Origin of the sequence: Paraburkholderia sp. RAU2J (assembly GCF_003634845.1) — a bacterium.
GTDB classification, from domain to species: Bacteria; Pseudomonadota; Gammaproteobacteria; order Burkholderiales; family Burkholderiaceae; genus Paraburkholderia; species Paraburkholderia fynbosensis.
On sequence record NZ_RBXG01000001.1, the window covers coordinates 532553 to 558543 of the forward strand.

The following is a 25991-nucleotide window of genomic DNA, read 5'->3' on the forward strand; positions in this document are numbered from 1 at the left end:
TCACTTCATGCCTGCTTCATGCAGAAAGTCCGCCACGCTCGGATAACGCAAACGCACGCGCAACTCCTTCTTCAGACGCCGGTTCACGAGCCGTCTCGATTCGCGCATGAACGACAGCAGGTTCGGATCGATCCGCTCTTCGGCCTGCGCGCGCGTGATGCGCGGCGCGCGCGGCAGCCCGAACGCATCGGCCACCGCGTCGAAGTACTCGCCCATTTTCAGCGACGAATCGTCGGACGCATGGATCACGCGCGCGGGCTTGCCGTGTGTCGCGAGGCGCACGAGGATCGCGGCGAGGTCGTTGGCATGAATGTGATTGGTATAAACGTCGTCGGCGTCGATCAGGGCCGGCGTGCCCTTGTCGAGCCGCGCGAGCGGCAGACGGTTACGCGCATAGATGCCCGGAATCCGCGCGATGCTCGCCGCCACGCTGCCGCGTGCGGTCGCGCGCCGCAACTGCCCCTCGGCCGAGACGCGGCGTTTCGCGCGCGCATTGGCCGGCTGCGTCGCGCGCGTTTCGTCGATCCATGCGCCGCCGCAATCGCCGTAGACGCCCGTCGTGCTCGCGTAGACAAGACGCACGGGCGCACGCGCCGCGGCGGTCCGGCGCACCCCGTCGGGTACAATACGGGCTGTTTCAGAACGCGCCCACGAGACATGAATGGCGCGCAACCCGCAGCGCAAGCGCCCCCCCGACGACACGGCGGGTGCCCTCGCGGCACGCAGCGCGACATCGCGGCGCGCGCCCAGCGTGGCGAGCAAGGCGCGGGTACGGCGGTCGTCGTCGCCGCTTTTTTGCGGCGGAGCGAGATGCAGCACGGTCGGCGCGAGGCCCGCGAGCCGTTTCAGGCTGCGGCGCACATCGAGATCGCCGACGAGCGGCGTCACGCCGGCGGCACGCAATTCGGCGCTGCGTTCGGCGTGGCTGGTCAGCGCGAAAACATGCGCGCGCGGGTGCAACAGCGGCACGCAGCGCATGCCGACATCGCCGCATCCTACGATCAGCACGCGCGGCCGGCGGAAGTTTCGTGTCGCTTTCATGGTGGACGCATTGTAGCCGTCAAGCGCGGCAGGTATCGCGCGGTTGATCCGGCGAGTCCGATAACAATTCCCGACTTTTCGATTTCGAACACTCTATGGCATTTAACGTCACGCTCCGGCAAAGCGGCCGGCAGTTTCAGGTAGAACAGGACGAACCGGTGCTGAGCGCCGCCTTGCGCCAGGGCATCGGCCTGCCCTACGGTTGCAAGAACGGCGCCTGCGGTTCGTGCAAGGGCACCGTGGTGAGCGGCGAAGTCGAACAGCGCGCGCATTCGTCGTCGGCGTTGTCGAACGACGAAAAGACGCGCGGCATGGCGCTGCTGTGCTGCGCCACCGCCTGCTCCGATCTCGAAGTGGATATCCGCGAAGTGGCCGGTGTCGGCGACGTGCAGGTCAAGAAACTGCCGTGCCGCGTGAACGCGATCGAGCGCAAGGCCGACGACGTCGTCGTCGTGAAGCTGCAGTTGCCCGCCAACGAACGTCTGCAATATCTGGCCGGCCAGTACCTCGAATTCATTCTGAAAGACGGCAAGCGCCGCAGCTATTCGATGGCGAGCGCGCCGCATGCCGAAGGCCCGATCGAGCTGCACATCCGACACATGCCCGGCGGCGCCTTCACCGATCACGTGTTCAACACGATGAAAGAGCGCGACATCCTGCGCTTCGAAGCACCGCTCGGCACGTTCTTCCTGCGTGAAGACTCGGACAAGCCGATCGTGCTCCTCGCATCGGGCACGGGCTTCGCGCCGCTGAAGGCGATCGTCGAGCACGCGCTGCACAAGAACCTCGAACGGCCCATGACGCTGTACTGGGGTGCACGTCGCAAGAAAGACCTGTATCTGCTCGAGCTGGCCGAACAGTGGGCGCGCGAGATTCCGAACTTCAAGTTCGTGCCGGTGCTGTCCGAGCCGGACGCCGGCGACGCGTGGACGGGACGGGTCGGCTTCGTGCACCGTGCGGTAATCGAAGACCTGCCCGATCTGTCGGCGTACCAGGTGTATGCGTGCGGCGCGCCGGTGATGGTCGAGTCGGCGCAGCGCGATTTCACGCAGCATCATAGTTTGCCGGAAGACGAGTTTTACGCGGACTCGTTCACGAGCGAAGCGGATCTGGCCAACGCGGTCTGAACGCGCGGCCTGAGCACGAGGCCTGCTCGGCTGCAAGGCGTCGCCGGTATGTCGGCGAGGCCGTTCTCGCGCAACGTGTCAGCATCAAGACCGCGGCGCAAAAAGCCGCCTTCATGCGCCGCGGTGCAAATTCATGGTTTACACCGGCGCTTTCCTTGTCGTATTCTTTCGCGCATGAACCGCATCCAGTCCGAACTCCGACGTCGCCGCTCGCCGCTCCCTTAGGGACGCCGCCGGCTTCGTCACGGATTCGCGCCACACCAGGGCGCAAGCTGTTCGAATCATGAAAGCCACGGCATGCCGTGGCTTTTTGTTTTTCCGGCCGCTATCTGGCCAATCGGTCATTCACCTTCACCCCTGCTTTCACCTGTCTCCTGGAGCCCGCCGTCATGAATTTCAATGAGTACCCGATCGAGTCGCTGATGTACATCACGAACCGGCCTGAAATCGTTTTCACGCACGGTAAGGGTTCATGGCTCTACGACAGCAACGGCAAGCGCTATCTGGACTTCATCCAGGGCTGGGCGGTCAATAGCCTCGGCCATTGCAACGACGGCATGATCGAAGCGCTGAACAGGCAGGCGAAGCTGCTGCTCAATCCGTCGCCGGCGTTCTACAACGAGCCGATGGCGCAACTCGCGGGCCTCCTCACGCAGCACAGCTGCTTCGACAAGGTGTTCTTCGCGAACAGCGGCGCCGAAGCCAACGAAGGCGCGATCAAGCTCGCGCGCAAGTGGGGCAAGAAGTTCAAGGACGGCGCATTCGAAATCATCACGTTCGATCACAGCTTCCACGGCCGCACGATCGCCACCATGTCGGCAAGCGGCAAGCCGGGCTGGGACACGATCTATGCACCGCAGGTGTCGGGCTTCCCGAAGGCGGATCTGAACGACATCGGATCGGTGGAAAAGCTGATCAACGCGAAGACGGTCGCGGTGATGCTCGAACCGATTCAGGGCGAAGGCGGTGTGATTCCCTCGTCGCGCGAATTCATGCAGCAACTGCGCGAGCTGACCAGGAAGCACAACCTGCTGCTGATCGTCGACGAAGTGCAAAGCGGCTGCGGTCGCGCGGGTACGCTGTTCGCGTACGAGCTGTCGGGTATCGAGCCGGACATCATGACGCTCGGCAAGGGCATCGGCGGCGGTGTGCCGCTCGCGGCGCTGCTGTCGAAGGCGGAGGTCGCGGTGTTCGAAGCGGGCGATCAGGGCGGCACCTACAACGGCAATCCGCTGATGACCGCGGTCGGCTATTCGGTGATCTCGCAACTGACGGCGCCGGGCTTCCTCGAAGGCGTGCGCGCGCGTGGCGAGTATCTGCGCGCGAAGCTGCTGGAGTTGTCGGCGGAACGCGGCTTCAAGGGCGAGCGCGGCGAGGGTCTGCTGCGCGCGCTGCTGCTCGGTAAGGACATCGGCAACCAGATCGTCGAGAAGGCGCGCGACATGCAGCCCGACGGCCTGCTGCTGAACGCGGCGCGTCCGAACCTGCTGCGCTTCATGCCGGCGCTGAACGTGACGAACGAAGAGATCGACCAGATGATGGCGATGCTGCGTTCGATTCTCGACACGCTGTAATCAACCGGAACACGCCGATGACGATGAGCGCAACGCTATCGATCCGCCGCTTCGACGCGAGCGATATCGATGCCGTGGTCGCGCTGTGGCAACAAGCGTTTCCCGAGTACCGGGACGCGACGAGGCCGCAGCGCAATCCGCATCTGTCGATCGCCAACAAGCTGGCGACGCAACCCGAACTGTTCTTTGTCGCGGTGCTCGGCGAGCGCATCGTCGGCACGGTGATGGGCGGTTATGACGGGCACCGCGGCTGGATGTATTCGCTGGCGGTAGATGAATCGCTGCGTCGTCACGGCATCGGCACGCGTCTGGTCGCGCACGTCGAACAAGCGTTGACCGGCCTTGGCTGTCCGAAGCTGAATCTGCAAATCCTGTCCGCGAAGGACGAGCTGCGCGCGTTTTACGAGGCGCTCGGGTATCGCACCGATGCGGTGATCAGTCTCGGCAAGCGCTTAGGCGAACTGGCGGACTCCGTGCCGGCTGCCTGAAGCACCGCACGCCTGAATGGAAAAGGCCGCATGCGAAAACGCATGCGGCCTTTTTTTCATCAGTACGGCAGGGTAATTCAGTCCAACTTATTCACCCAGATAGGCCGCCCGTACCTTTGGATCGTCCAGCATCTGCTTCGCGTCGCCCGACATCGTGACCAGACCCGAGTCCATCACGTAGCCGCGGTTCGCTGCCTGCAGCGCGAGACGCGCGTTCTGCTCGACCAGCAGCACGGTCATGCCCTCAGCGGAAATCGCGCGGACCACCTCGAAGATCTTCTCGACCATGATCGGCGACAGACCCATCGACGGTTCGTCCAGCAGCAACAGCTTGGGGCGCGAGATGATCGCGCGCGCCATCGCCAGCATCTGCTGTTCGCCGCCCGAGAGCGTGCCCGCGTATTGCGCCGCACGTTCCTTCAGGCGCGGGAAGAAGCCGAACATGCGATCGACGTCCTTCTTGATGCCTTCCGTATCCGTGCGCAGATACGCGCCCATCTGCATGTTCTCGACGATCGACATGCGCGCGAAGATGCCGCGCCCTTCCGGCACCATCGCGAGACCGCGCTTGAGCAGCTCGTGCGCGGGCATGCCCTTGATCGACTGGCCCATGTACTCGATGTCGCCCGCCGCGTACGGTTTCAGACCCGTGATCGCCTTCATCGTCGTGGTCTTGCCCGCGCCGTTCGCGCCGATCAGCGTGACCAGCTCGCCCTGCGCGACTTCGAGGTCGATGCCCTTGACTGCCTGGATGCCGCCGTAATTGACTTGCAGGCCCTTGATTTTCAACATTGCCGTTGCCATTAGTGGACCCCCGCACCCAGATAAGCTTCGATCACCTTCGCATCCTTCTGCACGTCCTGCGGCAGACCTTGCGCAATCACCTTGCCGTAGTCGAGCACCGTCATCTGGTTGCACAGACCCATCACGAGTTTCACGTCGTGTTCGATCAGGAGAATCGTCTTGCCGTCTGCACGGATCTTGTCGAGCAGCTTGGTCAGCTCGACCTTTTCCGTCGCGTTCATGCCGGCTGCCGGTTCGTCGAGCGCGAGCAGCTTCGGATCGGTTGCCAACGCGCGCGCGATTTCCAGACGACGCTGGTGACCGTACGACAGATTGCGCGAGGTGTAGTCGGCGTACTGCGCAATGCCGACGTATTCCAGCAGTTCGACCGCGCGTTCCTTGATCTCGCGTTCTTCCTTGCGCTCGGCCGGCGTCTGGAACACCGCGCCCAGCAGGCCATGCTTCGTGCGCACGTGGCGGCCGACCATCACGTTTTCGAGCGCGGTCATGCCACCGAACAGACGGATGTTCTGGAACGTGCGGGCGATGCCCGCCTTCGCCACCTGGTACACCGCGGTCGGCGTGTAGTTCTCGCCGTCGAGCTTGAACTCGCCCGAATCCGGCGTGTACAGACCCGTGATCACGTTGAAGAAAGTCGTCTTGCCGGCGCCGTTCGGACCAATCAGACCGTAGATCTGCCCGGCCTTGATTTGCAGGCCCACGTCGGACAGCGCCTGCAAGCCGCCGAAGCGCTTGTTGACGCCCTTCACTGACAGTCGAATGTTATCGCTCATGTCTTTCTCCCTGTCAGTTAAGCGCGCACCGGCTTTTTGCCGCTGCGTTTGGCCAGTTTCGCAATTTTGTCTTCGTGCTTCGGCGACGGCCACAGGCCTTCCGAGCGATACAGCATGATTACGACCATCGCGAGACCGTAGAGCAGCTGACGGATCACTTCCGTATCGACGATTTCGTGGCCGAAGATCATGTTCTGCAGCGGACCCATCGTCGAGCGCAGGAATTCGGGGAACACCGCGAGCAGCACCGCGCCGAGGATCACACCAGGAATATGGCCCATACCCCCGAGCACCACGCACGCCAGTACCACGACCGACTCCCAGAACGTGAACGATTCCGGCGACACGAATCCCTGGAACGAGGCGAACATCGCGCCCGACAGGCCGCCGAACGACGCGCCCATCGCGAACGCAAGCAGCTTCACGTTGCGGGTATTGATGCCCATCGCCTTGGCGGCGATCTCGTCCTCGCGGATCGCGGCCCATGCGCGGCCGATCCGCGAATGCTGCAAGCGGGTACAGACCCAGATCACGAGCAGCGAGCACAGCACGAACAGGTAGTAGTACAGGTACACCGACGGAAACTGGACGCCGAACAGCGAGTGCGTCTGCGCAAGACTGAAGCCGCCGACCGACACCGGATCGATCCCCGTGATCCCCTTCGGTCCGTTGGTGATGTTCACCGGACGGTCGAGGTTGTTCATGAAGATCCGCACGATTTCCCCGAAACCCAGGGTCACGATCGCGAGGTAGTCGCCTCGCAGACGCAGGGTCGGCGCCCCGAGCACGATCCCGAAAAAGGCGGCGAACGACATCGCGACCGGCACGATGATCCAGATGGGTATATGCAGCCCGTTCGGAGCCAGATGCGCGATCCACTCGAATTGCGACGTGAGGTGCGGCGAGCTCAGCAACGCGGCCGTGTAAGCGCCGATCGCGTAAAACGCGATGTAGCCCAGGTCGAGCAGGCCGGCGAAGCCGACCACCACGTTCAGGCCGAGCGCGAGCATCACGTACAGCATCGCGAAGTCGAGCACGCGAACCCAGTAGTTGCCGCCGGCCGCGCCAATGATCATCGGCGCGGCGATCACGAAGATCGCCGTGATGATGCCGACGGTCAGCGTCTTGCCCAGGTTCTTTTCAGGGATGAGCGTCGTGGACGGCTCGATCGGTTGAATTGAGGTCATGTCTATTTACTCCTTATGGCCTGGGATCAAGCGCGATCCGCAACGCGTTCGCCGAGCAGACCCGACGGACGGAACACCAGCACGACGATCAGCACGATGAAGGCAAACACGTCCTGATAGTTGCTGCCGAACACACCGCCCGTGAGGTTGCCGATGTAACCTGCGCCGAGCTGTTCGATCAGGCCGAGGATCACCCCGCCCACCATCGCGCCGCCGAGATTGCCGATACCGCCCAGCACCGCCGCGGTAAAGGCCTTCAGGCCGGGGATGAAGCCCATGTAGAAGTGCGCGTTGCCATACTCGGACGCGATCATCACGCCGGCGAGCGCAGCCAGCGCCGAGCCGATCATGAAGGTCGCGGAAATCACGAAGTTCGGGTTCACGCCCATCAGGCTCGCGACGCCCGGATTCTCGGCGATCGCCCGCATCGCGCGGCCGAGCTTGGTCTTGTGCACGAGCAGCAGCAGGCCGCCCATCACGAGGAACGCCACCACGATGATCACGATTTCGGTCATCGAGATCACGGCGCCCGGCGTCGTGTCAGTGGCCTTGATCACGTTGATCGGGTCGGTGGGTAAGAGCTGCGGGAACGGCAGCGGGTTGCGCGACCAGATCATCATCGCGAGGGTCTGCAGCAGAATCGACACACCGATCGCAGTGATCAGCGGTGCCAGACGCGGCGCCTTACGCAACGGCCGGTAGGCCACGCGCTCGATCGTGTAGCCGACCACCGCGCAGACCACCGCCGCGATAATCAACGCGATGCAAAGCGTCGGCACGTTGCCGAGGCCGGGGAAGTGGTTCTGCAGCACGCCTATGGCTGAAAGCGCAACCATCGCGCCGACCATCAACACGTCGCCGTGAGCGAAGTTGATGATGCCCAGAATGCCGTAAACCATCGTATAGCCCAGTGCGATGATGGCATAAACGCTGCCAAGCACCAGTCCGTTTAGGATCTGCTGGATGAAGATATCCATTTAATGCTCCTTAGCCCGTGCGACTGGATTCGCGTTCTTCATCAGCCGGTGGGCGGTGATGCGCTACGGAATCTCAACGGCACTGCGGGTACTGATGTAAAAGACCGGTAAGGGTTATCCGCCGCCGGTTCGCCCTGACGACCGGGATGCGGTCGCAGGCTTGCCCTTGAACGGATGCAAAAACGGCACCGTTGGGTGGTTTCGGTGCCGTCAGGCTGAACGTTCCGTCATCACATCTTCACGACGTCGAGAACCGCTTTCTTGCCGTCCTTGAAGTCGTAAAGCGTAATGGCGCCCTCTTTCAAATCACCCTTGTCGTCGAACGCGATGTGACCGATTACCCCGTTGTAATCGGTCGAGGGCATCGCAGCCAGCACCTTGGGCGCCTCGATCGAATTAGCGCGCTTCATTGCATCGACGATCACGTACACAGCGTCATACGTGAACGGCGCGTAAATCTGCACCGGCGTGTGGAAGCGGTCCTCGTACTTCTTTTCGAAGTCCGCTCCGCGGTCCATCTTCGAAAGCGCGAGCCCTGCTTCCGAACAGACCAGGTTTTGCACGGCGGTTCCCGCCAGCTCACCTACCTTGTCGGTACACACACCGTCGCCGCCAAGGATTTTTGCCCTGATACCGAGCGCCGCCGCCTGCTTCGTAAACGGCCCGCCCGTCGCGTCCATGCCGCCGAACATGATCACGTCCGGCTGAACACTCTTGATCTTTGTGAGGATGGCCCGGAAATCCGTGGCCCGGTCGTTCGTCGCCTCCCGTGCGACCACTTTCGCCCCGCTCGCCTCGACGGTCTTCGCGAATTCGTCCGCGAGCCCCTTACCGTAGGCGGTTGCATCGTCCACGATGGCGATGCGTTTGGCGCCCAACGCCTTTGTGGCGTAATTAGCAAGCGCCGGACCTTGCTGCGCGTCGGTGGCGACGACCCGGTAGGTCGTCTTGAAACCCTGCTGCGTGTAAGCCGGATTAGTCGACGACGGCGAGATCTGCACGATGCTCGCATCGCTATAGATCTTCGAAGCCGGGATCGACACTCCCGAGTTCAGATGCCCGACCACGGCGACCACATGGTCGTCCACCAGCTTCTGCGCGACGGCGGTGCCCGTTTTCGGGTCGGCCGCATCGTCCTGGGCGTCGAGCTGCAGTTGGATCTTGTGGCCGTCGATCGTCAAACCCTGCGCATTGATTTCCTCCACCGCCAGACGCGCGCCGTTTTCATTGTCCTTGCCGAGATGGGCGATGCCGCCCGTCAGAGGGGCGGCATGACCGATCTTCACGACAGTTGCTTCACTGGCGGGGGCCGCTGCTACCGCAGCCGCCGATGCGCCCGCTCCCGCCTCGACATCCTGTTTCTTGCCGCACGCGGTCAACATCGCAACCGCTGTCGCGATGGACACGGCGTAAGCAAATCTGACTCGCATTAAGTAGGTCTCCTGCGCCTTGCAAAATCCGTTGTTCGGGACCGTAAGGCCTTGAGAACGCGCGCATTGTAACTCCAATTTTACGGCTGGCAATATTGTTGAACCGGTGGGGTTTTCCTGCATTGCAACCTTATTTTGAGAGCTAAAACCGCTACAAGGCGCAACCCGGTTGCGACAGTTTTTCGTGCATCAGTTGCACCAGTGCGAGACCCCATGGCATCAAGTGTTGCAGCGAATCGGCCCGGTGGCCGGTTGGAGCGTGCTTTGCGTTATGTATTACGTTTCCTGCAATATCGAGGGCGACGCACTATTTTAGTGCGTCAAAATTCTATGCATGGATTTAATGTCGTTTAAACGGGGACACATCACGCCGGAATGGATAAAAAACCGAATCGCAATTCAAAAGAATTTGTGCGGGACGTCACTCAAACGGGCCGGCCGGTGTGATCTGGCACTTTATTTTTGCGCACTCGCCAGCCTCAGGACGAAAAAAACGCGCCCTTAGGCGCGCTTCTTTCTTCCAACCCGGCTCAGCGGAACTGTCAGGCCGGCAGACCTAATCCGCGCGGCAGCGGAAACGCGATGTTTTCCTCGATGCCGTCGAGCGCGCGCACATTGCGCACGCCGAGATCGCGCAAGCGGGCGATCACCGCCTGCGCCAGCACTTCCGGCGCCGACGCGCCGGCGGTCACGCCGATACGCCGCTTGCCCTGGACCCACACGGGATCGATCTGATCGGGCGAATCCACCATATAGGCCGGCACGCCGAGCTTTTCGGCCAGCTCGCGCAGCCGGTTGGAGTTCGAACTATTCGGGCTGCCGACCACGATCACGACGTCGCACTGCGGCGCCATGAATTTCACCGCGTCCTGGCGGTTTTGCGTGGCGTAGCAGATGTCCTGCTTCTTCGGTTCACGGATAGACGGATACTTGGTCTTCAGCGCGCGGATGATTTCAGCCGCATCGTCGACGGACAGCGTGGTTTGCGTGACGAACGCGATCCGCTCCGGATCGGCCAGTTGCAAAGCCTGCACGTCTTCGATGTCTTCGACCAGATGCATGCCCTCGCCGGCCTGCCCCATCGTTCCTTCGACTTCCGGGTGGCCCTTGTGGCCGATCATCACGATGTCGAAGCCGTCCTGGCGCATCTTCGCGACTTCGATATGCACCTTGGTCACGAGCGGACACGTGGCGTCGTACACGCGCAGCCCGCGCGACTCGGCTTCCGAACGCACGGCCTTCGACACACCGTGCGCACTGAAGATGACCGTATTGCCGGCCGGCACTTCTTCCAGCCGCTCGATGAAGATTGCGCCCTTCTTGCGCAAGTCCTCGACCACATAGGCGTTGTGGACGATTTCGTGGCGTACGTAGATCGGCGACCCGTGCAGCTTGATGGCCCGCTCGACGATCTCGATCGCCCGATCGACGCCGGCGCAAAATCCACGCGGCTGCGCCAGCAGGATCTCGGTTTCGGCAAGAGTCGTATCCGTGATGCTCATGTTTACAAAATCCCGATGATTTTCACTTCAAACGCCAGCGCCTGGCCGGCAAGCGGATGGTTGAAATCGAACAGGGCCGACGTCTCGCCGACCTCCTTCAGGACACCGGCGTAGCGCCCGCCGCCCGGTGCGTTGAATTCGACTAGGTCACCTGGCGAAAAATCCTCGCCGATCATGCTGTTTTCGCGCAGCGTGGCCAGCGACACGCGCTGGATCAGCTCCGGATTGCGGGGACCGAACGCCTGGCCCGGGGTTAGCTGAAAGGTCGAATGGTGGCCCACCTTCAAACCCAGCAAAATATCCTCCAGCGGCGGCGCCAGTTGACCGGCGCCAAGCAGCAGCGTAGCCGGCTTGTCGGCAAACGTATTGATGACTTCGGCGCCATCGGCAAGGGAAAGCCGGTAGTGAAGTGTCACGTGTGAACCGGCCTTCACCTCGGAAATGTCGATGATGCTCATGCAATGCTCGCTCAGTCGAAGCGCGCTGCACGCGTGCGCTGCAGGCGCAGTCGACGCCGCAGTTCACGCGTGTGGCAAACCATCGGGGTGCCGTGCGCAAAGCGTCTATTGTAAGCCACATAGCGGGCGGCGGCTTGGGTCAGTCGCGCGCATGGCGGCAGGGTACACCCTCGCCCTGCGCCACCCACGGAAGCGGAGGATTCTATTTATATGGCCGATTACGTCAGCACAATTGACGACGAACCCGCGCAGACAGCGCTGCCGGGGGCGCCGACACCACGCGCCGCCGCTGCAACGGGCGCGCCTGCCCGGCCACCGCTGCTGCGCGGCAAATGGCAAAAAAAAGACATGCCGCGCGAGCGTCTGATCAACCAGGGGCCCGGTGCCCTGTCCGATACCGAGATGATCGCGCTGGTGCTGGGCGCGGGCCTGCCCGGCCACGACGTCTTCAGCGTCGCGCGCGCATTGCTCGACCGGTTCGGCTCGCTGCGCGCCATGCTCGACGCGGCCTACGTGGACCTCGACGGCATCCGCGGCCTCGGGCCGGCGAAAAAAGCGCAGTTGCTGGCGATCATGGAAATGGCCCGGCGCTCTCTGGTCGATAAAATGCGTAGGCGCTCGCTGTTGAACTCGCCCGAAGCCGTGGAAAACTATCTGCGCCTGTTGATCGGCGGCCGCCAGCAGGAAGTGTTCGTGTCGCTCTTTCTCGACGCGCGGCATCGGCTGATACGCTGCGAGGAAAGCGCGCAGGGCTCGCTCACGCGCATGGCGGTCTATCCCCGCGAAATCGTACGGCGCGCACTGAACCTGAATGCGGCGAGCCTGATCGTCGCGCATAATCACCCTTCCGGCGCGGTCCAGCCGAGCGCCAGCGACTGCCGCCTGACGCACACGCTGCGCGACGCGTTGGCGTTGATCGACGTGCGACTGATCGATCATCTGGTGATCGCCACGGACAGCGTCTACTCGTTCGCCCGCGCCGGCTGGCCGTGACAGCGCAAGGACCAGGGCCGTGCAGGCGGGGCACCGGTCCAGTGTCGCAAATAAGGTTTGATTTTGCGGCTTTTTTTCCGCTATAATTCCGGTTTGCCTATTTCCAACCCCCTGTTCCGAAGCCATCAAGGCGTTCCGGAAAGCTCAAGCGCCTCTAGTTTCCAAACTTAAGCGCGGCTCTTTTCGGGAAACTTTCACGGCGTTCGAACTCAGAATTAGCGTATTAGGAGTGCTCTCATGGCACGCGTATGCCAAGTAACTGGGAAAGCGCCGATGAGCGGCAACAACGTTTCCCACGCGAACAACAAAACCAAGCGCCGGTTCCTGCCGAACCTGCAAAACCGCCGCATTTGGGTGGAAAGCGAAAACCGTTGGGTGCGTCTGCGCGTTTCGAACGCCGGCCTGCGCCTGATCGATAAGAACGGTATCGACGCTGTGCTCGCAGATCTGCGCGCACGCGGTGAAGCCTAAGGAGTAAATCATGGCGAAAGGCGCACGCGACAAGATCAAGCTGGAATCGACCGCAGGCACGGGTCACTTCTACACGACGACGAAGAACAAACGCAACATGCCGGAAAAGATGCTGATCAAGAAATTTGATCCGGTCGTCCGCAAGCACGTTGAGTACAAGGAAACCAAGATTAAATAAATCTTGGCTCTAGCCTGACGAAGGCAAAAGACATGCAAAAAAGCCTCGCATTCGTGCGAGGCTTTTTTGTTTCTGCGCGCCCTTCTTATCTCATCTCCACGTCGTTCATTCGCTCTTCGTCCACACGAACAGTCTTATGCCGTTCAGCCAGCTTTCGTTCATCCGTTGCGACGCGTATGCTTTCTTGTTTTAGCGGCGAGCGGATCGCGCGCCGTCGTGGCAAAACGAAAGACGGAGACGCAGGTAATGGAATTCGATGTGGCGATTGTCGGTAGCGGTCTGGCTGGCTTGAGCGTAGCGCTCAATCTGGCGGAGACCCGGCGGGTTGCAGTGGTCGCCAAGCGATCGATGACCGAAGGCGCAAGCGACTGGGCGCAAGGCGGCATCGCCGCGGTGCTGGATTCTGCGGACAGCATCGAAAATCACGTGCGCGACACGCTGATCGCCGGTGGCGGACTGTGTGACGAGGCCGCTACGCGCTTCATCGTCGAGCATGGGCGTGCCGCGATCGAATGGCTGATCGGGCAAGGCGTGCCGTTCACCAAAGACGATGCCGCCGAACTAGGCTTCCATCTGACGCGCGAAGGCGGCCACAGCCATCGCCGGATCATTCATGCTGCGGATGCGACGGGCCACGCGGTGGTTGCCACGCTCAGCGAACGCGTGCGCCGCCATCCGAACATCACGCTGTTCGAGGACCACTACGCGATCGACCTGATCACGTCCGACCGCCTCGGCCTGCCCGGCCGCCGTTGCCACGGTCTGTACGCGCTCGATCTGCAAAGCGGCCGCACGGTGACGATAGAAGCGCCGCATACGGTGCTCGCCACGGGCGGCGCCGGCAAGGTCTATCTGTACACCACGAATCCCGACACCGCGACCGGCGACGGCATCGCAATGGCATGGCGAGCCGGCTGCCGCGTGTCGAACATGGAATTCATCCAGTTCCATCCGACCTGCCTGTTCCATCCGTACGCGAAGTCGTTTCTGATTTCGGAAGCGGTGCGCGGCGAAGGCGGCATTCTGAAGCTACCGGACGGCACGCGCTTCATGCCGAACCACGACGAGCGCGCCGAACTCGCGCCGCGCGACATTGTCGCGCGTGCGATCGATTTCGAGATCAAGAAGCGCGGCATCGATTGCGTGTACCTCGACATCAGCCATCAACCACCCGAATTCCTGCGCGAACACTTCCCGACGATTCTCGCGCGCTGCCTGGAATTCGGCATCGACATCACCAGCGAACCGATCCCCGTCGTACCAGCGGCGCACTACACGTGCGGCGGCGTCGTAACCGACCTGGCCGGCCGCACCGATCTCGCGGGCCTGTATGCCGTCGGCGAGACCTCGTGCACCGGCCTGCATGGCGCGAACCGTCTGGCCAGCAACTCGCTGCTCGAATGCCTCGTGATCGGACGCTCCGCGGCGCAAGCCATCGAGGAAGAAGGCTTCAGCGCGGCCGTTCATGCGCCGTTGCCGGATTGGGACGAAAGCCGCGTGTCCGATCCCGACGAAGAAGTCGTGGTCGCTCACAACTGGGATGAACTGCGCCGGCTGATGTGGAATTACGTCGGCATCGTGCGCACCGACAAGCGGCTCGCACGCGCGAAACACCGATTGGCGTTACTGCGCGACGAGATTCACGAGTATTACGCGAACTTCAAGGTGAGCCGCGATCTGCTCGAACTACGCAACCTGGTCGACGTCGCCTCGTTGATCGTCGAAGGCGCGCGCTCACGGCGTGAGAGCCGCGGGCTGCATTTCAGCCGGGACTGGCCGGCAACACTGCCCAAAGCGCTGCCGACAGTTCTCTCGCCAGAGCACGTGCGCAACCGCAACGTATGATCGTTTTGAGCTGGATGAAACGAAAAGGCCATCGCCCGAGTGATCCGGCGATGGCTTTCATCATTGATCGAAACCGCTTGCGGACAAGCGGTCAAACGATCCGCATCGAGTAATCCGTTGCGCGCACGTCCTTGGTCAGTGCGCCGATCGAGACGCGATCGACACCCGTTTCGGCAATCGTCCGCACGGTCTCGAAGTTCACGCCGCCGGACACCTCCAGTACCGCTCGCCCCGCCGTGATGCGGACCGCGTCGCGCATTGCGTCGAACGAAAAGTTGTCCAGCAGAATGGATTGCGCGCGATGCGACAGTGCGGTTTCCAGTTGCTCGAGCGTCTCCACTTCGATCTGGATCGACACGCCCGCATTTAACGCGAGCGCCGCGTCCATGGCAGCAGCAACACCGCCTGCCGCGGCAATGTGGTTTTCCTTGATCAGGATGCCGTCGTACAACGCGAGCCGTTGATTCGCGCCGCCGCCCACGCGCACCGCGTACTTTTGCGCGAGCCGCAAACCCGGCAACGTCTTGCGCGTGTCGAGAATGCGCGTGCGCGTATGTGCGATCGCGTCGACATACCGCCGCGTCGCGCTCGACACACCCGACAGCAACTGCAAAAAATTCAGTGCATTGCGTTCCGCAGTCAACAGCGCGCGAACCGGTCCGCGCAGTTCGCAGACCGGCGTGTCCGCGGCCATCCGATCACCTTCACGATAACGCCACCGCACATCGATACGCGGATCGACCTCGCGCATCACTGCGTTGAACCATGGCACGCCGCACAGCACTGCGTCCTCGCGCACGACGATGCGCGCATGGCGCACGTCGTCGGCGGGGACAAGGCGGCCGGTCTGATCACCCGTGCCGACATCTTCGGCCAACGCATCGGCGACGTTGCGCGCCAAGGCGGCGTCGAAAGCCGCGCCATACTGCGCGTGAATCTCGGCAAACAGCGGCGACACCGCCTCGATCTGCTGGCGCTCGGCTGCCCCCTCAACTATCCCTTCAACCGCCGCCATCACGCTGCCCCCACGTTCGAATACAGTTGTGCGTCGCGCGCGAGATCGCCGCTTGCCTGCACGCGCTTTTTGTGACGCGCGGCGAAATCCAGCATCCGGTCGATCGGCAGACGCGCCCGCTCGCCGATCGCGCGATCGACGAAGATTTCGTTGTGACCACGCTCCAACACGTCGGCCAGATTGGCGAGGCCGTTCATGGCCATCCACGGGCAGTGCGCGCAACTCTTGCAGGTCGCGCTATTGCCGGCCGTCGGCGCGGCGATCAGCGTCTTGCCGGGTGCGGCGAGTTGCATCTTGTGCAGAATGCCGAGATCGGTCGCCACGATGAAGTGCGTCGCGTCGAGCTTCTGCGCGGCGTCGATCAATTGCGTGGTCGAGCCGACCACGTCCGCTTGCGCGACCACGTTGGCCGGCGACTCCGGATGCACCAGCACCTTCGCGCCCGGATATTCGGCGCGCAACAGATCGAGTTCGATGCCTTTGAATTCGTCGTGCACGAGGCACGAGCCCTGCCACAACAGCATGTCCGCGCCGGTCTTGTTCTGGATATAGCCGCCGAGATGCCGGTCGGGGGCCCAGATGATCTTTTCCCCGCGCGCGTGCAGGTCGGCGACTATCTCCAGCCCTATCGACGAGGTCACCATCCAGTCCGCGCGCGCCTTGACCGCGGCGCTAGTGTTCGCGTACACGACTACCGTGCGATCCGGGTGCGCATCGCAGAAAGCGGAGAATTCGTCCACGGGACAGCCCAGATCGAGCGAACAGGTCGCATCGAGATCCGGCATCAGAATGCGCTTGTCCGGGCTAAGGATTTTCGCCGTCTCGCCCATGAAGCGCACACCGGCCACCACCAGCGTTTGCGCTTCGTGATCGCGCCCGAAACGCGCCATTTCCAGCGAGTCGGCCACGCAACCACCGGTTTCGTCCGCAAGCTCCTGCAATTCCGCGTCGACATAATAGTGCGCGACAAGCACGGCTTTCTCGCGCTCGAGCAACGCGCGGATGCGGGCTTTGAGCGCAACCTTCTCTTCCATAGACGGCATCTTGGGCACTTTCGCCCACGCCTGCCCGATCCCACAGGTAGTGCCCTGTGCTTGCGGCCGGTCGTACTCGACCGTCCTGGTCGCCTGCTGATCCATGATCTCCTCTGCCTTCGCTCTGCCGCCGCCGGCTGCCAATCTCATGGCGTTGCAATTTCAGCGGCCCAAAAAGCAAAACCCCGCCAACGCGGGGTTTTGTGACGTAACGAAATTTTAATAGATTTCGCGATCAAGCATAACGACGCAGTCGCGTCGCGAAATCCTGTAGTGCCTTGATGCCGCTCTGCTCGGCGCGATGACACCAGTCCTGCAACTGGATCAGCAGTTGATCGCGCGATGCATTGGAACGCTCCCACATGGCCGCGAGTTCATTGCGCATGTCGATGTAGGTCTTGAGCTTCTGGCTGTTCGCGAAGATCTGCGGCAGCAGGCGCTTCTGCGGCTCGTCGAGTCCAGCTTCTTCCTTATGAAACCAGCTGCGAGCACCACGCATGACCTGATACTTTTCGCGCGCGCCGACTTCCTTCAGATGCGCGAGTTCCTGACGGTAAGCACGCTTGAGCGCCTTGCCGTAGCGGGCCATCACCTCGTAGCGGTTGGCCAGAACGGCTTGCAGCGTGTCCTGGTCGAGCACCAGCTTGCCGGTGGTCAGACGCGGCGTAGGCGCAACCTTCTTCACCTTGGCCAGACGGAACGCCGACATGATGCGGATGTACATCCAGCCGATATCGAACTCGTACCACTTGTTCGACAGCTTGGCCGACGTCGCATACGTGTGATGATTGTTATGCAGCTCTTCGCCGCCGATGATGATGCCCCACGGGAAGATGTTGGTGCTCGCATCCGACGAGTTGAAGTTGCGATACCCCCAGAAGTGCGCGAGGCCGTTGACCACACCGGCGGCCCAGAACGGAATCCACACCATCTGCACGGCCCAGATCGTCAGACCGACGACGCCGAACAGCGCGACGTTCAGCACCATCATCAGGCTCACGCCGAGGATCGGGTACTTGGTATACACGTTGCGTTCCATCCAGTCGTTCGGCGTGCCGTGACTGAACTTGCGCATCGTTTCTTCGTTCTTCGCCTCGGTGCGATACAGTTCCGCGCCTTCGAGCAGCACCTTCCAGATGCCGCGCGTTTGCGGGCTGTGCGGATCTTCTTCGGTTTCGCACTTGGCGTGGTGCTTACGGTGAATCGCGGCCCACTGGCCGGTCAGCATGCCGGTGGTCATCCACAACCAGAAGCGGAAAAAATGACTGGCAATCGGATGCAGCTCCAGCGCGCGGTGCGCCTGGCAGCGGTGCAGATAGACCGTCACCCCAATAATGGTGATGTGCGTCACGACCAGCGTGTACACGACGAGTTGCCACCACGAGAAGTGCAACAGGCCGTGGGCAAGGAAAGCGAGCAATGAATTCAACAAGGCAATTTACCTGTGGAACGAGAGACACGAGACACCCGCGGCATGCGTGTGTCAAGAAAGTGAAAGCATACAGCGGGATTGGACGACATTCTACTTGAAGCGTTCCAAGTGTTTGTAACAAATAGAGATTTTTTGTGCGGTATCAAGAGAACGAAGCCCGCCGGGGTCAAATTTAACGCCGGCGGCAGGCTCCAACGGCCCGTCAGCGGGCGCCGTACGTCTCGCTGGCAGCCGGGGCGGTTATTGTTACCGGATTCAGCGTTGCTTCGGCCGCATGGCCGACGAGCCGCACTTCGCGCTGCGTGAGCGGAATCGCAATGCCGTGCTCGGAGAATAAACGCCAGATATTGCGGTTGACCGTCGAGCGCACACCCGAGGTTCCGGTTGCCGCATCCTCGATCCAGAAGCCCAGTTCGAGATTGATGCCGTCTGGCCCGAAGCTCGCCAGATAAGGCGTCGGCGCCGGCTCGCGCAGCACCCGCGGAACGTCCTCGGCGGCGCGGGCGAGCAGACTCATCGCGTGCTCGACATCGGACGTGTAGGCGACCTGCACGGCCACTTTCGCATAACCGCGCGTCAGATACGACGACTGGTTCTGCACGACGTCCGTGATCAGCTTTTCGTTCGGAATCAGCGTCTCGATGCCGTCCAGCCCGCGCACCACGGTGTAACGCGTGCGGATCTGCGTGACCATGCCCTGCAGGCCGCTCACGTTGATCGTGTCGCCGATGCGCAGCGACCGGTCGAGCAGGATGATGAAGCCCGACACGTAGTTGCTGGTGATCTTCTGCATGCCAAAGCCCAGCCCGACGCCGAGCGCGCCGCCGAATACGCCCAGCACCGTAATGTCGATGCCGACCACCGACAGGCTGACAAGCACCGCCGCGAGCACGAAAGCCGCCCGGCCGACCCGCGCCACCACCACCTTCAGGTTAGCGTCGAGCGTGGTCGAGCGCATCAGCCGGTCTTCGAACGCGGAGCCGAGCCACATCGCGACGATCATCGTGACGCCCACCCACAGCAGGCCCGTGACGAGCGAGAGCAGCGTCAGGTGCGCGTTGGCGATGCGGAACTGGACGCTGCCCATCCACGCGATCACGTCGTCCTGAATGCCCATCACGGTGAGCAGCATGCCGAGCCAGACGACGATGGAAACGATTTTCTCGACGAGGAACAGCCACGGATGGATTTGCCCGTCCCGGCTGAAAACCCGTCGCGCGAAGAAAAACACAATGTAAATCAGGCTGATGCCGAACAGCGGCACGAGCGCCAGATCGAGCAGCGCCGTGTGCATGAAGCGGCCGGCGATCGCTCGGGCGAGCCACACCAGCACCGCGCCGATCAGCGGAAAGGCCGCGCGGTTCAGACTTTCCGCGCCGAAGCGCACCGTGTGGTAACGGGACTCCTGGCGCTGATCCAGTGAGCGGCGCAGCAGGCGCGCGAGCAGCCACGCGAACACGAGCGCCGCCAGCAGGATGCCGGCTTGCCATATCATCACGGGCTGACCGAAGTCGCGCGCGAGATCGCCGAACATGTGAGAAAAAATGCGGTTTTCCATGATGTTGCCGAATCCGCCGGCGCTAGCGGGTTCGGCAATGAACCCGCTAGCGTCGACAGGAAGCCACTGTTGCGTTAGCTCTGGCGTTCCAGCACGGCGGCGAAGAAGCCGTCGGTGGCGTGGCGATGCGGCCACATCGACAGGTAGTCGCCCATTTCCAGGTCGATCCGCTGCTCGGCCAGCACGTCACGTACGGGCACCAGCGCAAAGTCCGGATGATTGGCGAGGAACTGCTGCACCACAGCCTCATTCTCGACTTCCAGAATCGAGCAGGTCGCGTAGACGAGACGGCCGCCCTTCTTCACGAGACGCGCCGCGCTCGCCAGAATCGACAACTGCTTCGGCGCCAGCTCGGCCACCGATTCCGGCGACTGGCGCCACTTCAGGTCGGGGTTGCGGCGCAGCGTGCCCAAGCCGCTGCACGGGGCGTCGACCAGCACACGGTCGATCTTGCCGGCGAGGCGCTTGATCTTCGCGTCATGCTCACTGTCGATCAGCACCGGATTGACGTTCGACAGCCCGCTGCGCGCAAGGCGCGGCTTGAGCTTGGCCAGACGCCGCTCGGAAATGTCGAATGCGTAGAGACGCCCGGTAGAACGCATCGCCGCGCCGAGCGCCAGCGTTTTGCCGCCCGCGCCCGCGCAAAAGTCGACGATCATCTCGCCGCGCTTGGGCGCGACCAGCGAACACAGCAACTGGCTGCCTTCGTCCTGCACTTCGAGCCAACCGTGCTGGAACGCGTCGAGTTTGGTGAGCGGCGGCTTGCCGACCACGCGCACGCCGAACGGCGCGAACGGCGTCGCGCCGGCCTCGATGCCGGCCTTCGACAGCGCGTTCAGCACGTCGTCGCGGCTCGCCTTGATCGGGTTCGTGCGCAGATCGAGGGGCGCGGGGTAGTTCAGCGCGGCGGCCAGTTGCGCGAGTTCCGCGGCCTCGAAACGCTGGCTCAGCGCCTCGCTGATCCAGCCAGGCAAATTCAGGCGAATCCGCAGCGGCAAGCTTTCCGGGTCGATCATCGCGACGTGATCGAGCCACTTCGATTCCGATTCCGAGACGAACGGCTTGAGCGCCGAGCGCCCTGCCGTCTGCATCAGGCCCAGCAAGGCCATGCGGCGCGCCGGGCTGCCCGCGCCGCTTTCGGCGAGGTGGGCGAATTCCATCCGGCGACGCAGCACCGCGAAGACCGCCTCGGCGATCACGCCGCGCTCACCGTGCCCGAGCTTCGGATGGGCGCGGAAAAAGCGGCTGGTGGTGGCGTCGGCGGGGCCGGTCAATTTCAGGACTTCGGCCAGCAAAGTCTCGGTTTGTCCAATCAGGAAACCATGTAATCTCATGCGCCCTCTCCGGCGGTGTGACCGGCAAAGAGCCATTGCGGCTCTGGCGGCGTAAGCGTGACACGCAGACCGTCGAGCGCAAGACGCCCTTCGACGAACCAGCGCACCGCGCGTGGATAAATAATATGTTCGGTTGCCAGCACGCGTTCGGCGAGCGTGGCGGGGGTGTCGCCGGTTTCCACGGGAACCGCCGCCTGCGCGACGATCGGCCCGTGATCCAGCTGCGACGTGACGAAATGCACCGACGCGCCATGCAGCCGCACGCCGGCGTCGAGCGCCTGCTGATGGGTTTTCAGGCCCGGAAAGCTCGGCAGCAGCGACGGGTGCACGTTGAGCATGCGCCCGGCGTACCGGTCGACAAATGCGGCGGTGAGCACTCGCATGAAACCCGCGAGCACCACGAGGTCCGCCGCGAAACCGTCGATTTCGCGCGCCAGCGCGGCGTCGAAGCTGTCGCGGTCGGGAAACTGGCGGTGGTCGACCACCGCCGTGGCAATACCGTGCGACGCCGCGAACGCAAGGCCCGCGGCGTCAGGACGGTTGGCAATCACGGCGGCGATTTGCGCCGGCCAGCCTTCGTCCAGACAGGCCCGAACGATGGCTTCCATGTTGCTTCCCCGCCCCGAAATCAGGATGACGAGTTTTTTCATCCGCGGATTTTATCATTCGGCAACACCCAAACCGCGACGCGAGAGGCGGCTGCCGCGCCGAGCGTTTATAATCGTTTGTTTTGCGGCATTCCGGCCGCCCTACTGCAACCCGCTATCGTGAGAGTCTTCCGCGGTCTTCCCAATGCTGAAAGCCGTGCGCCCTGCGCACTGACCATCGGCAACTTCGACGGTGTCCACCGCGGCCATCAGGCTCTGCTCGCCCATGTGCGCGCAGCAGCGGATGCGCGCGGCCTGCCCGTCTGCGTGATGACCTTCGAGCCGCACCCGCGCGAATTCTTCAATCCGGCCGGCGCGCCGCCGCGCATCGCGATGCTGCGCGACAAGCTGGAGGCGCTGCGCACCAACGGCGTCGACCGGGTGGTGGTCGAGCATTTCAATCACACGTTCGCGAGCCAGTCACCGGATGCGTTCGTCGAGCGGATCATCGTCAACGGGCTGCACGCGCGCTGGGTCATGATCGGCGACGACTTCCGCTACGGCGCGAAGCGCGCCGGCGACTTTGCGTCGCTAAAGGCCGCGGGCCAGCAGCATGGCTTCGAAGTCGAACAGATGGCCACGGTCGCCGATCCGTCGGGCGCGCGCATTTCCAGCTCGGGCGTGCGCTCGGCGCTGGTGGCGGGCGACCTCGACGCGGCGCGCGCCGCGCTCGGCCGCGATTATCTGATCAGCGGCCACGTCGCGCACGGCATGAAGCTCGGCCGCGATCTCGGTTTTCCCACGCTCAATCTGCCGATCGCCCATAAGCGTCCGGCGCTCGCCGGCATTTTCGTCGTGCGCGTGCACGGCGTGGCGGAGGAACCGTTGCCGGGCGTCGCGAGCCTCGGCCTGCGCCCCACGGTCGACGACTCCGGCCGCGTGCTGCTCGAAGTGCACCTGCTCGATTGGCACGGCGACGCGTATGGCAAACTCGTGCGCGTCGAATTCCTGAAGAAGCTGCGCGACGAGGAAAAGTACGTCGACCTCGAAACGCTGACCGCCGCCATCGCGCGCGACGTCGCCAATGCGCGCGCGTGGTTCGCGGCCGTCGGCGCCGGCACGCCGGGCAGCCGCTCCACCGGTTTCGCCACCTCGGCCACCGACCGAATTAGGTAACCGCCGCGGTACGGGCGAGCGCTCAAGCGCCGCGCGTACCGTTGCCGCGCGCATCGAAAGGCGTCCGTGGATCACGCGACAGACCTGCCGGGCGCGTCCCACGTCCGCGCGCATCGTGCGCAACCCCGCGCCTTTGCCGCGCATAGAACGAATTCACCGCGACCACATCATGAGCAACAAGAAAGCCGATTCGAAACCGCAGTCACGCTACCCGGTGAACCTGCTCGACACGCCGTTCCCGATGCGCGGCGACCTGCCCAAGCGCGAGCCGCAATGGGTCAAGGAATGGCAGGAACGCAAGATCTACGAAAAGATCCGCGCCGCTTCCAAAGGCCGCAAGAAGTTCATCCTGCACGACGGCCCGCCGTATGCGAACGGCGACATCCACCTCGGCCACGCGGTCAACAAGATTCTCAAGGACATGATCGTCAAGGCGCGCAATCTGGCGGGCTTCGACGCGGTCTACGTGCCGGGCTGGGACTGCCACGGCATGCCGATCGAAATCCAGATCGAAAAGCAGTTCGGCAAGTCGCTGCCGGCGGCCGAAGTGATGCAGAAGGCGCGCGCCTATGCGACCGAGCAAATCGAGAAGCAGAAGGTCGGCTTCCGCCGTCTGGGCGTGCTCGGCGACTGGGACAACCCGTACAAGACGATGAACTTCACGAACGAGGCCGGCGAAATCCGCGCGCTCGCGAAGATCATGGAAAAGGGCTACGTGTTCCGCGGCCTGAAGCCGGTGAACTGGTGTTTCGACTGCGGCTCGGCGTTGGCCGAGGCGGAGGTCGAGTACAAGGACAAGACCGATCCGACCATCGACGTGCTGTTCAGCTTCGCCGAGCCGGAAAAGACCGCGCAGGCGTTCGGTCTGAATGCGCTGCCGCACAACGAAGGCGGCATCGTGATCTGGACCACCACGCCGTGGACCATCCCCGCCAACCAGGCGCTGAACCTGCATCCTGAAGTCGTCTACGCGCTGGTCGACACGCCGCGCGGCCTGCTGATCCTGGCTGAAGAACGCGTCGAAGCCTGCCTGAAACAATACGGGCTGGAAGGCACGATCGTCGCCACCACGCCGGGCGAAAGGCTCGTCAACCTGCGCTTCAACCATCCGCTCGCGTCCGCGCATCCGGCCTACAAGCGCACTGCGCCAGTCTATCTCGGCGACTACGTGACGACCGAAACCGGTACGGGCGTCGTGCACTCCTCGCCGGCCTACGGCGTGGAAGACTTCGCGTCGTGCAAGGCGCACGGCATGGCCGACTCCGACATCATCAACCCGGTGATGGGCGACGGCCGCTACATCGAATCGCTCGCGCTGTTCGGCGGCCTGTCCATCTGGGCGGCCAATCCGCAGATCGTCGAAGCGCTGCAAGGCGCCGGCTCGCTAATGCGCACCGAGAAGTACACGCACAGCTACATGCACTGCTGGCGCCACAAGACGCCGATCATCTACCGTGCGACGTCGCAATGGTTCGCCGGCATGGACGTGAAGCCGAACGACACCGACAGGACGCTGCGCGAAACCGCGCTCGAAGGCATCGAAAACACCGCGTTCTATCCGGCGTGGGGCAAGCAGCGCCTCTTCAGCATGATCGCCAACCGCCCGGACTGGACGCTGTCGCGCCAGCGTCAATGGGGCGTGCCGATGGCGTTCTTCGTGCACAAGGAAACCGGCGAACTGCATCCGCGCACGCAGGAACTGCTCGAAGAAGTCGCGCAACGCGTCGAGAAGGCCGGCATCGAAGCATGGCAATCGCTCGATCCGCGCGAATTGCTCGGCGACGACGCCAACATGTACGAGAAGAACCGCGACACGCTCGACGTATGGTTCGACTCGGGCACCACGCACTGGCACGTGCTGCGCGGCTCGCACAAGGACGAACTGCAATTCCCGGCCGACCTGTATCTGGAAGGCTCGGACCAGCATCGCGGCTGGTTCCATTCGTCGCTGCTGACCGCGTCGATGCTCGACGGTCGGCCGCCGTACAACGCGCTGCTCACCCACGGCTTCACGGTCGACGGCGAAGGCCGCAAGATGAGCAAGTCCCTCGGTAACGGCATCGATCCGCATGAAGTGGCGAACCGCCTCGGCGCGGAAATCATCCGCCTGTGGATCGCATCGACCGACTACTCGGGCGAGCTGGCGATCTCCGAGGAAATTCTCAAGCGCGTCACCGAAGGCTATCGCCGCATCCGCAACACGCTGCGCTTCCTGCTCGCGAATCTGTCGGACTTCGACTTCGCGCAGCACGCGCGTCCGGTCGAAGACTGGCTCGAGATCGACCGCTATGCGGTGGCGCTGTCGGCGAATCTGCAGGACGACATCCTCTCGCACTACGAGAAGTACGAGTTCCACCCGGTGGTTGCCAAGCTGCAGACGTTCTGCTCGGAAGACCTCGGCGGCTTCTACCTCGACGTGCTGAAGGACCGCCTGTACACCACGGCGGCGGATTCCGTCGCACGCCGCTCGGCGCAGACCGCGCTGTATCACATCGCGCACGGCTTGCTGCGTCAGATGGCGCCGTTCCTGTCGTTCACCGCGGAAGAAGCATGGAAGGTGTTCCAGCCGAACAGCGAAACCATCTTTACCGAGACGTATCACGCGTTCCCGGCGGTGCCGGACGCCGGCGCGCTGCTCGACAAATGGACGCTGTTGCGCGCCGCCCGCAGCGACGTGACGAAGGCGCTGGAAGAAGCGCGCGTCGCGAATCTGATCGGCTCGTCGCTGCAGGCGGAAGTGGAAATCCGCGCGAGCGGCGCGCGTTACGACGCGCTCGCGAGCCTCGCCGACGACCTGAAGTTCGTGTTGATCACCTCGAGCGCGAACGTCGTGAAGGTCGCGAGCGAAGCGGAAGAAGGCGTCGAAGTGATCGCCTCGAAGTACCTGAAGTGCGAGCGCTGCTGGCACTATCGGGCGGACGTCGGCGCGAACGCCGAACACCCCACGCTGTGCGGCCGCTGCTTCAGCAACCTGTTCGGCAACGGTGAAACAAGGAGCGCGGCATAA

General features: G+C 63.0%; 23 protein-coding genes. 9 read left to right on the plus strand and 14 right to left on the minus strand.

The features are described 5' to 3' along the window. Positions 1–1041, minus strand: a complete 1041-nt coding sequence (locus tag B0G69_RS02455; RefSeq protein WP_121315498.1) for a sugar nucleotide-binding protein — start codon at positions 1039–1041, stop codon at positions 1–3. Positions 1042–1136: 95 nt separating this feature from the next. Here B0G69_RS02455 and B0G69_RS02460 point away from each other — a divergent pair, with 95 nt between their 5' ends. The 3 genes from B0G69_RS02460 to B0G69_RS02470 all read left to right on the plus strand — a co-directional run bounded on the left by B0G69_RS02460 (position 1137) and on the right by B0G69_RS02470 (position 4230). Continuing rightward, positions 1137–2168, plus strand: a complete 1032-nt coding sequence (locus tag B0G69_RS02460; protein WP_121315499.1) for a CDP-6-deoxy-delta-3,4-glucoseen reductase — start codon at positions 1137–1139, stop codon at positions 2166–2168. A 389-nt stretch (positions 2169–2557) separates the two neighbouring features. Then, positions 2558–3742, plus strand: a complete 1185-nt coding sequence (locus B0G69_RS02465) for an acetylornithine transaminase (protein ID WP_121315500.1) — start codon at positions 2558–2560, stop codon at positions 3740–3742. Between the two features lie 17 nt (positions 3743–3759). Continuing rightward, positions 3760–4230, plus strand: a complete 471-nt coding sequence (locus B0G69_RS02470; RefSeq protein ID WP_121315501.1) for a GNAT family acetyltransferase — start codon at positions 3760–3762, stop codon at positions 4228–4230. An 87-nt stretch (positions 4231–4317) separates the two neighbouring features. Here B0G69_RS02470 and B0G69_RS02475 read toward each other — a convergent pair whose 3' ends face one another. The 7 genes from B0G69_RS02475 to B0G69_RS02505 all read right to left on the minus strand — a co-directional run bounded on the left by B0G69_RS02475 (position 4318) and on the right by B0G69_RS02505 (position 11361). After that, entirely contained in the window at positions 4318–5034 is a 717-nt protein-coding gene (locus B0G69_RS02475) for an ABC transporter ATP-binding protein (RefSeq protein WP_121315502.1), read from the minus strand. Then, positions 5034–5807: an ABC transporter ATP-binding protein gene (locus B0G69_RS02480; protein WP_121315503.1), complete on the minus strand. Its 774-nt coding sequence runs from the start codon at positions 5805–5807 to the stop codon at positions 5034–5036. Before B0G69_RS02480 ends, B0G69_RS02475 begins: the two co-directional genes overlap by 1 nt. A gap of 17 nt (positions 5808–5824) precedes the next feature. Then, positions 5825–6994, minus strand: a complete 1170-nt coding sequence (locus B0G69_RS02485) for an ABC transporter ATP-binding protein (RefSeq protein ID WP_121315504.1) — start codon at positions 6992–6994, stop codon at positions 5825–5827. 26 nt (positions 6995–7020) lie between these two features. Further along, positions 7021–7971 carry a branched-chain amino acid ABC transporter permease gene (locus B0G69_RS02490; RefSeq protein WP_121315505.1) on the minus strand — a complete coding sequence of 317 codons (951 nt, stop codon included), beginning with the start codon at positions 7969–7971 and terminating at the stop codon, positions 7021–7023. Positions 7972–8201: 230 nt separating this feature from the next. Further along, positions 8202–9401, minus strand: a complete 1200-nt coding sequence (locus tag B0G69_RS02495) for a branched-chain amino acid ABC transporter substrate-binding protein (RefSeq protein WP_121315506.1) — start codon at positions 9399–9401, stop codon at positions 8202–8204. A gap of 542 nt (positions 9402–9943) precedes the next feature. Beyond that, positions 9944–10903: a 4-hydroxy-3-methylbut-2-enyl diphosphate reductase gene (gene ispH, locus B0G69_RS02500; protein WP_121315507.1), complete on the minus strand. Its 960-nt coding sequence runs from the start codon at positions 10901–10903 to the stop codon at positions 9944–9946. Between the two features lie 2 nt (positions 10904–10905). Next, positions 10906–11361, minus strand: coding sequence for a peptidylprolyl isomerase (locus B0G69_RS02505; protein WP_121315508.1), 456 nt, complete (start codon positions 11359–11361; stop codon positions 10906–10908). A 210-nt stretch (positions 11362–11571) separates the two neighbouring features. Between B0G69_RS02505 and radC the strand changes: the two genes are divergently transcribed. The 4 genes from radC to nadB all read left to right on the plus strand — a co-directional run bounded on the left by radC (position 11572) and on the right by nadB (position 14848). Beyond that, positions 11572–12354, plus strand: a complete 783-nt coding sequence (radC, locus tag B0G69_RS02510; RefSeq protein WP_121315509.1) for a DNA repair protein RadC — start codon at positions 11572–11574, stop codon at positions 12352–12354. A 237-nt stretch (positions 12355–12591) separates the two neighbouring features. After that, a complete protein-coding gene (gene rpmB / locus B0G69_RS02515; protein WP_007180631.1) occupies positions 12592–12825 on the plus strand; it encodes a 50S ribosomal protein L28 in 234 nt (77 codons plus the stop codon). Positions 12826–12835: 10 nt separating this feature from the next. Next, positions 12836–13003, plus strand: a complete 168-nt coding sequence (gene rpmG, locus B0G69_RS02520) for a 50S ribosomal protein L33 (RefSeq protein ID WP_007180630.1) — start codon at positions 12836–12838, stop codon at positions 13001–13003. A gap of 246 nt (positions 13004–13249) precedes the next feature. Further along, positions 13250–14848: an L-aspartate oxidase gene (nadB, locus tag B0G69_RS02525; RefSeq protein WP_121315510.1), complete on the plus strand. Its 1599-nt coding sequence runs from the start codon at positions 13250–13252 to the stop codon at positions 14846–14848. 91 nt (positions 14849–14939) lie between these two features. On the opposite strand, the gene nadC is transcribed toward nadB, so the two are convergent. The 6 genes from nadC to purN form a co-directional block, all read right to left on the minus strand. Further along, positions 14940–15863 carry a carboxylating nicotinate-nucleotide diphosphorylase gene (gene nadC / locus B0G69_RS02530; protein WP_121315511.1) on the minus strand — a complete coding sequence of 308 codons (924 nt, stop codon included), beginning with the start codon at positions 15861–15863 and terminating at the stop codon, positions 14940–14942. Beyond that, positions 15863–17002 (minus strand): quinolinate synthase NadA, encoded by a 1140-nt coding sequence (gene nadA, locus B0G69_RS02535; protein WP_121315512.1) that lies wholly within the window; start codon positions 17000–17002, stop codon positions 15863–15865. Before nadA ends, nadC begins: the two co-directional genes overlap by 1 nt. A 130-nt stretch (positions 17003–17132) precedes the next feature. Next, entirely contained in the window at positions 17133–18329 is a 1197-nt protein-coding gene (locus B0G69_RS02540) for an acyl-CoA desaturase (RefSeq protein WP_121315513.1), read from the minus strand. Between the two features lie 202 nt (positions 18330–18531). Beyond that, positions 18532–19887 (minus strand): mechanosensitive ion channel domain-containing protein, encoded by a 1356-nt coding sequence (locus B0G69_RS02545; protein WP_121315514.1) that lies wholly within the window; start codon positions 19885–19887, stop codon positions 18532–18534. 74 nt (positions 19888–19961) lie between these two features. Then, complete coding sequence (locus B0G69_RS02550; protein ID WP_121315515.1) at positions 19962–21221, minus strand: RsmB/NOP family class I SAM-dependent RNA methyltransferase; 1260 nt, start codon at positions 21219–21221, stop codon at positions 19962–19964. After that, positions 21218–21871: a phosphoribosylglycinamide formyltransferase gene (purN, locus tag B0G69_RS02555; RefSeq protein WP_121315516.1), complete on the minus strand. Its 654-nt coding sequence runs from the start codon at positions 21869–21871 to the stop codon at positions 21218–21220. Before purN ends, B0G69_RS02550 begins: the two co-directional genes overlap by 4 nt. 117 nt (positions 21872–21988) lie before the next feature. Here purN and B0G69_RS02560 point away from each other — a divergent pair, with 117 nt between their 5' ends. Both B0G69_RS02560 and ileS read left to right on the plus strand, forming a co-directional pair. Next, positions 21989–22984 carry a bifunctional riboflavin kinase/FAD synthetase gene (locus B0G69_RS02560; RefSeq protein WP_121319040.1) on the plus strand — a complete coding sequence of 332 codons (996 nt, stop codon included), beginning with the start codon at positions 21989–21991 and terminating at the stop codon, positions 22982–22984. 169 nt (positions 22985–23153) lie between these two features. Continuing rightward, positions 23154–25991: an isoleucine--tRNA ligase gene (gene ileS / locus B0G69_RS02565; protein ID WP_121315517.1), complete on the plus strand. Its 2838-nt coding sequence runs from the start codon at positions 23154–23156 to the stop codon at positions 25989–25991.

Excerpts from the sequence above, each read along its gene's own strand:
- B0G69_RS02455 (WP_121315498.1), bottom strand. The coding sequence starts at position 1,041 with ATGAAAGCGACACGAAACTTCCGCCGGCCGCGCGTGCTGATCGTAGGA.
- B0G69_RS02460 (WP_121315499.1), top strand. The coding sequence starts at position 1,137 with ATGGCATTTAACGTCACGCTCCGGCAAAGCGGCCGGCAGTTTCAGGTA.
- B0G69_RS02465 (WP_121315500.1), top strand. The coding sequence starts at position 2,558 with ATGAATTTCAATGAGTACCCGATCGAGTCGCTGATGTACATCACGAAC.
- B0G69_RS02470 (WP_121315501.1), top strand. The coding sequence starts at position 3,760 with ATGACGATGAGCGCAACGCTATCGATCCGCCGCTTCGACGCGAGCGAT.
- B0G69_RS02475 (WP_121315502.1), bottom strand. The coding sequence starts at position 5,034 with ATGGCAACGGCAATGTTGAAAATCAAGGGCCTGCAAGTCAATTACGGC.
- B0G69_RS02480 (WP_121315503.1), bottom strand. The coding sequence starts at position 5,807 with ATGAGCGATAACATTCGACTGTCAGTGAAGGGCGTCAACAAGCGCTTC.
- B0G69_RS02485 (WP_121315504.1), bottom strand. The coding sequence starts at position 6,994 with ATGACCTCAATTCAACCGATCGAGCCGTCCACGACGCTCATCCCTGAA.
- B0G69_RS02490 (WP_121315505.1), bottom strand. The coding sequence starts at position 7,971 with ATGGATATCTTCATCCAGCAGATCCTAAACGGACTGGTGCTTGGCAGC.
- B0G69_RS02495 (WP_121315506.1), bottom strand. The coding sequence starts at position 9,401 with ATGCGAGTCAGATTTGCTTACGCCGTGTCCATCGCGACAGCGGTTGCG.
- ispH (WP_121315507.1), bottom strand. The coding sequence starts at position 10,903 with ATGAGCATCACGGATACGACTCTTGCCGAAACCGAGATCCTGCTGGCG.
- B0G69_RS02505 (WP_121315508.1), bottom strand. The coding sequence starts at position 11,361 with ATGAGCATCATCGACATTTCCGAGGTGAAGGCCGGTTCACACGTGACA.
- radC (WP_121315509.1), top strand. The coding sequence starts at position 11,572 with ATGGCCGATTACGTCAGCACAATTGACGACGAACCCGCGCAGACAGCG.
- rpmB (WP_007180631.1), top strand. The coding sequence starts at position 12,592 with ATGGCACGCGTATGCCAAGTAACTGGGAAAGCGCCGATGAGCGGCAAC.
- rpmG (WP_007180630.1), top strand. The coding sequence starts at position 12,836 with ATGGCGAAAGGCGCACGCGACAAGATCAAGCTGGAATCGACCGCAGGC.
- nadB (WP_121315510.1), top strand. The coding sequence starts at position 13,250 with ATGGAATTCGATGTGGCGATTGTCGGTAGCGGTCTGGCTGGCTTGAGC.
- nadC (WP_121315511.1), bottom strand. The coding sequence starts at position 15,863 with ATGGCGGCGGTTGAAGGGATAGTTGAGGGGGCAGCCGAGCGCCAGCAG.
- nadA (WP_121315512.1), bottom strand. The coding sequence starts at position 17,002 with ATGGATCAGCAGGCGACCAGGACGGTCGAGTACGACCGGCCGCAAGCA.
- B0G69_RS02545 (WP_121315514.1), bottom strand. The coding sequence starts at position 19,887 with ATGGAAAACCGCATTTTTTCTCACATGTTCGGCGATCTCGCGCGCGAC.
- B0G69_RS02550 (WP_121315515.1), bottom strand. The coding sequence starts at position 21,221 with ATGAGATTACATGGTTTCCTGATTGGACAAACCGAGACTTTGCTGGCC.
- purN (WP_121315516.1), bottom strand. The coding sequence starts at position 21,871 with ATGAAAAAACTCGTCATCCTGATTTCGGGGCGGGGAAGCAACATGGAA.
- ileS (WP_121315517.1), top strand. The coding sequence starts at position 23,154 with ATGAGCAACAAGAAAGCCGATTCGAAACCGCAGTCACGCTACCCGGTG.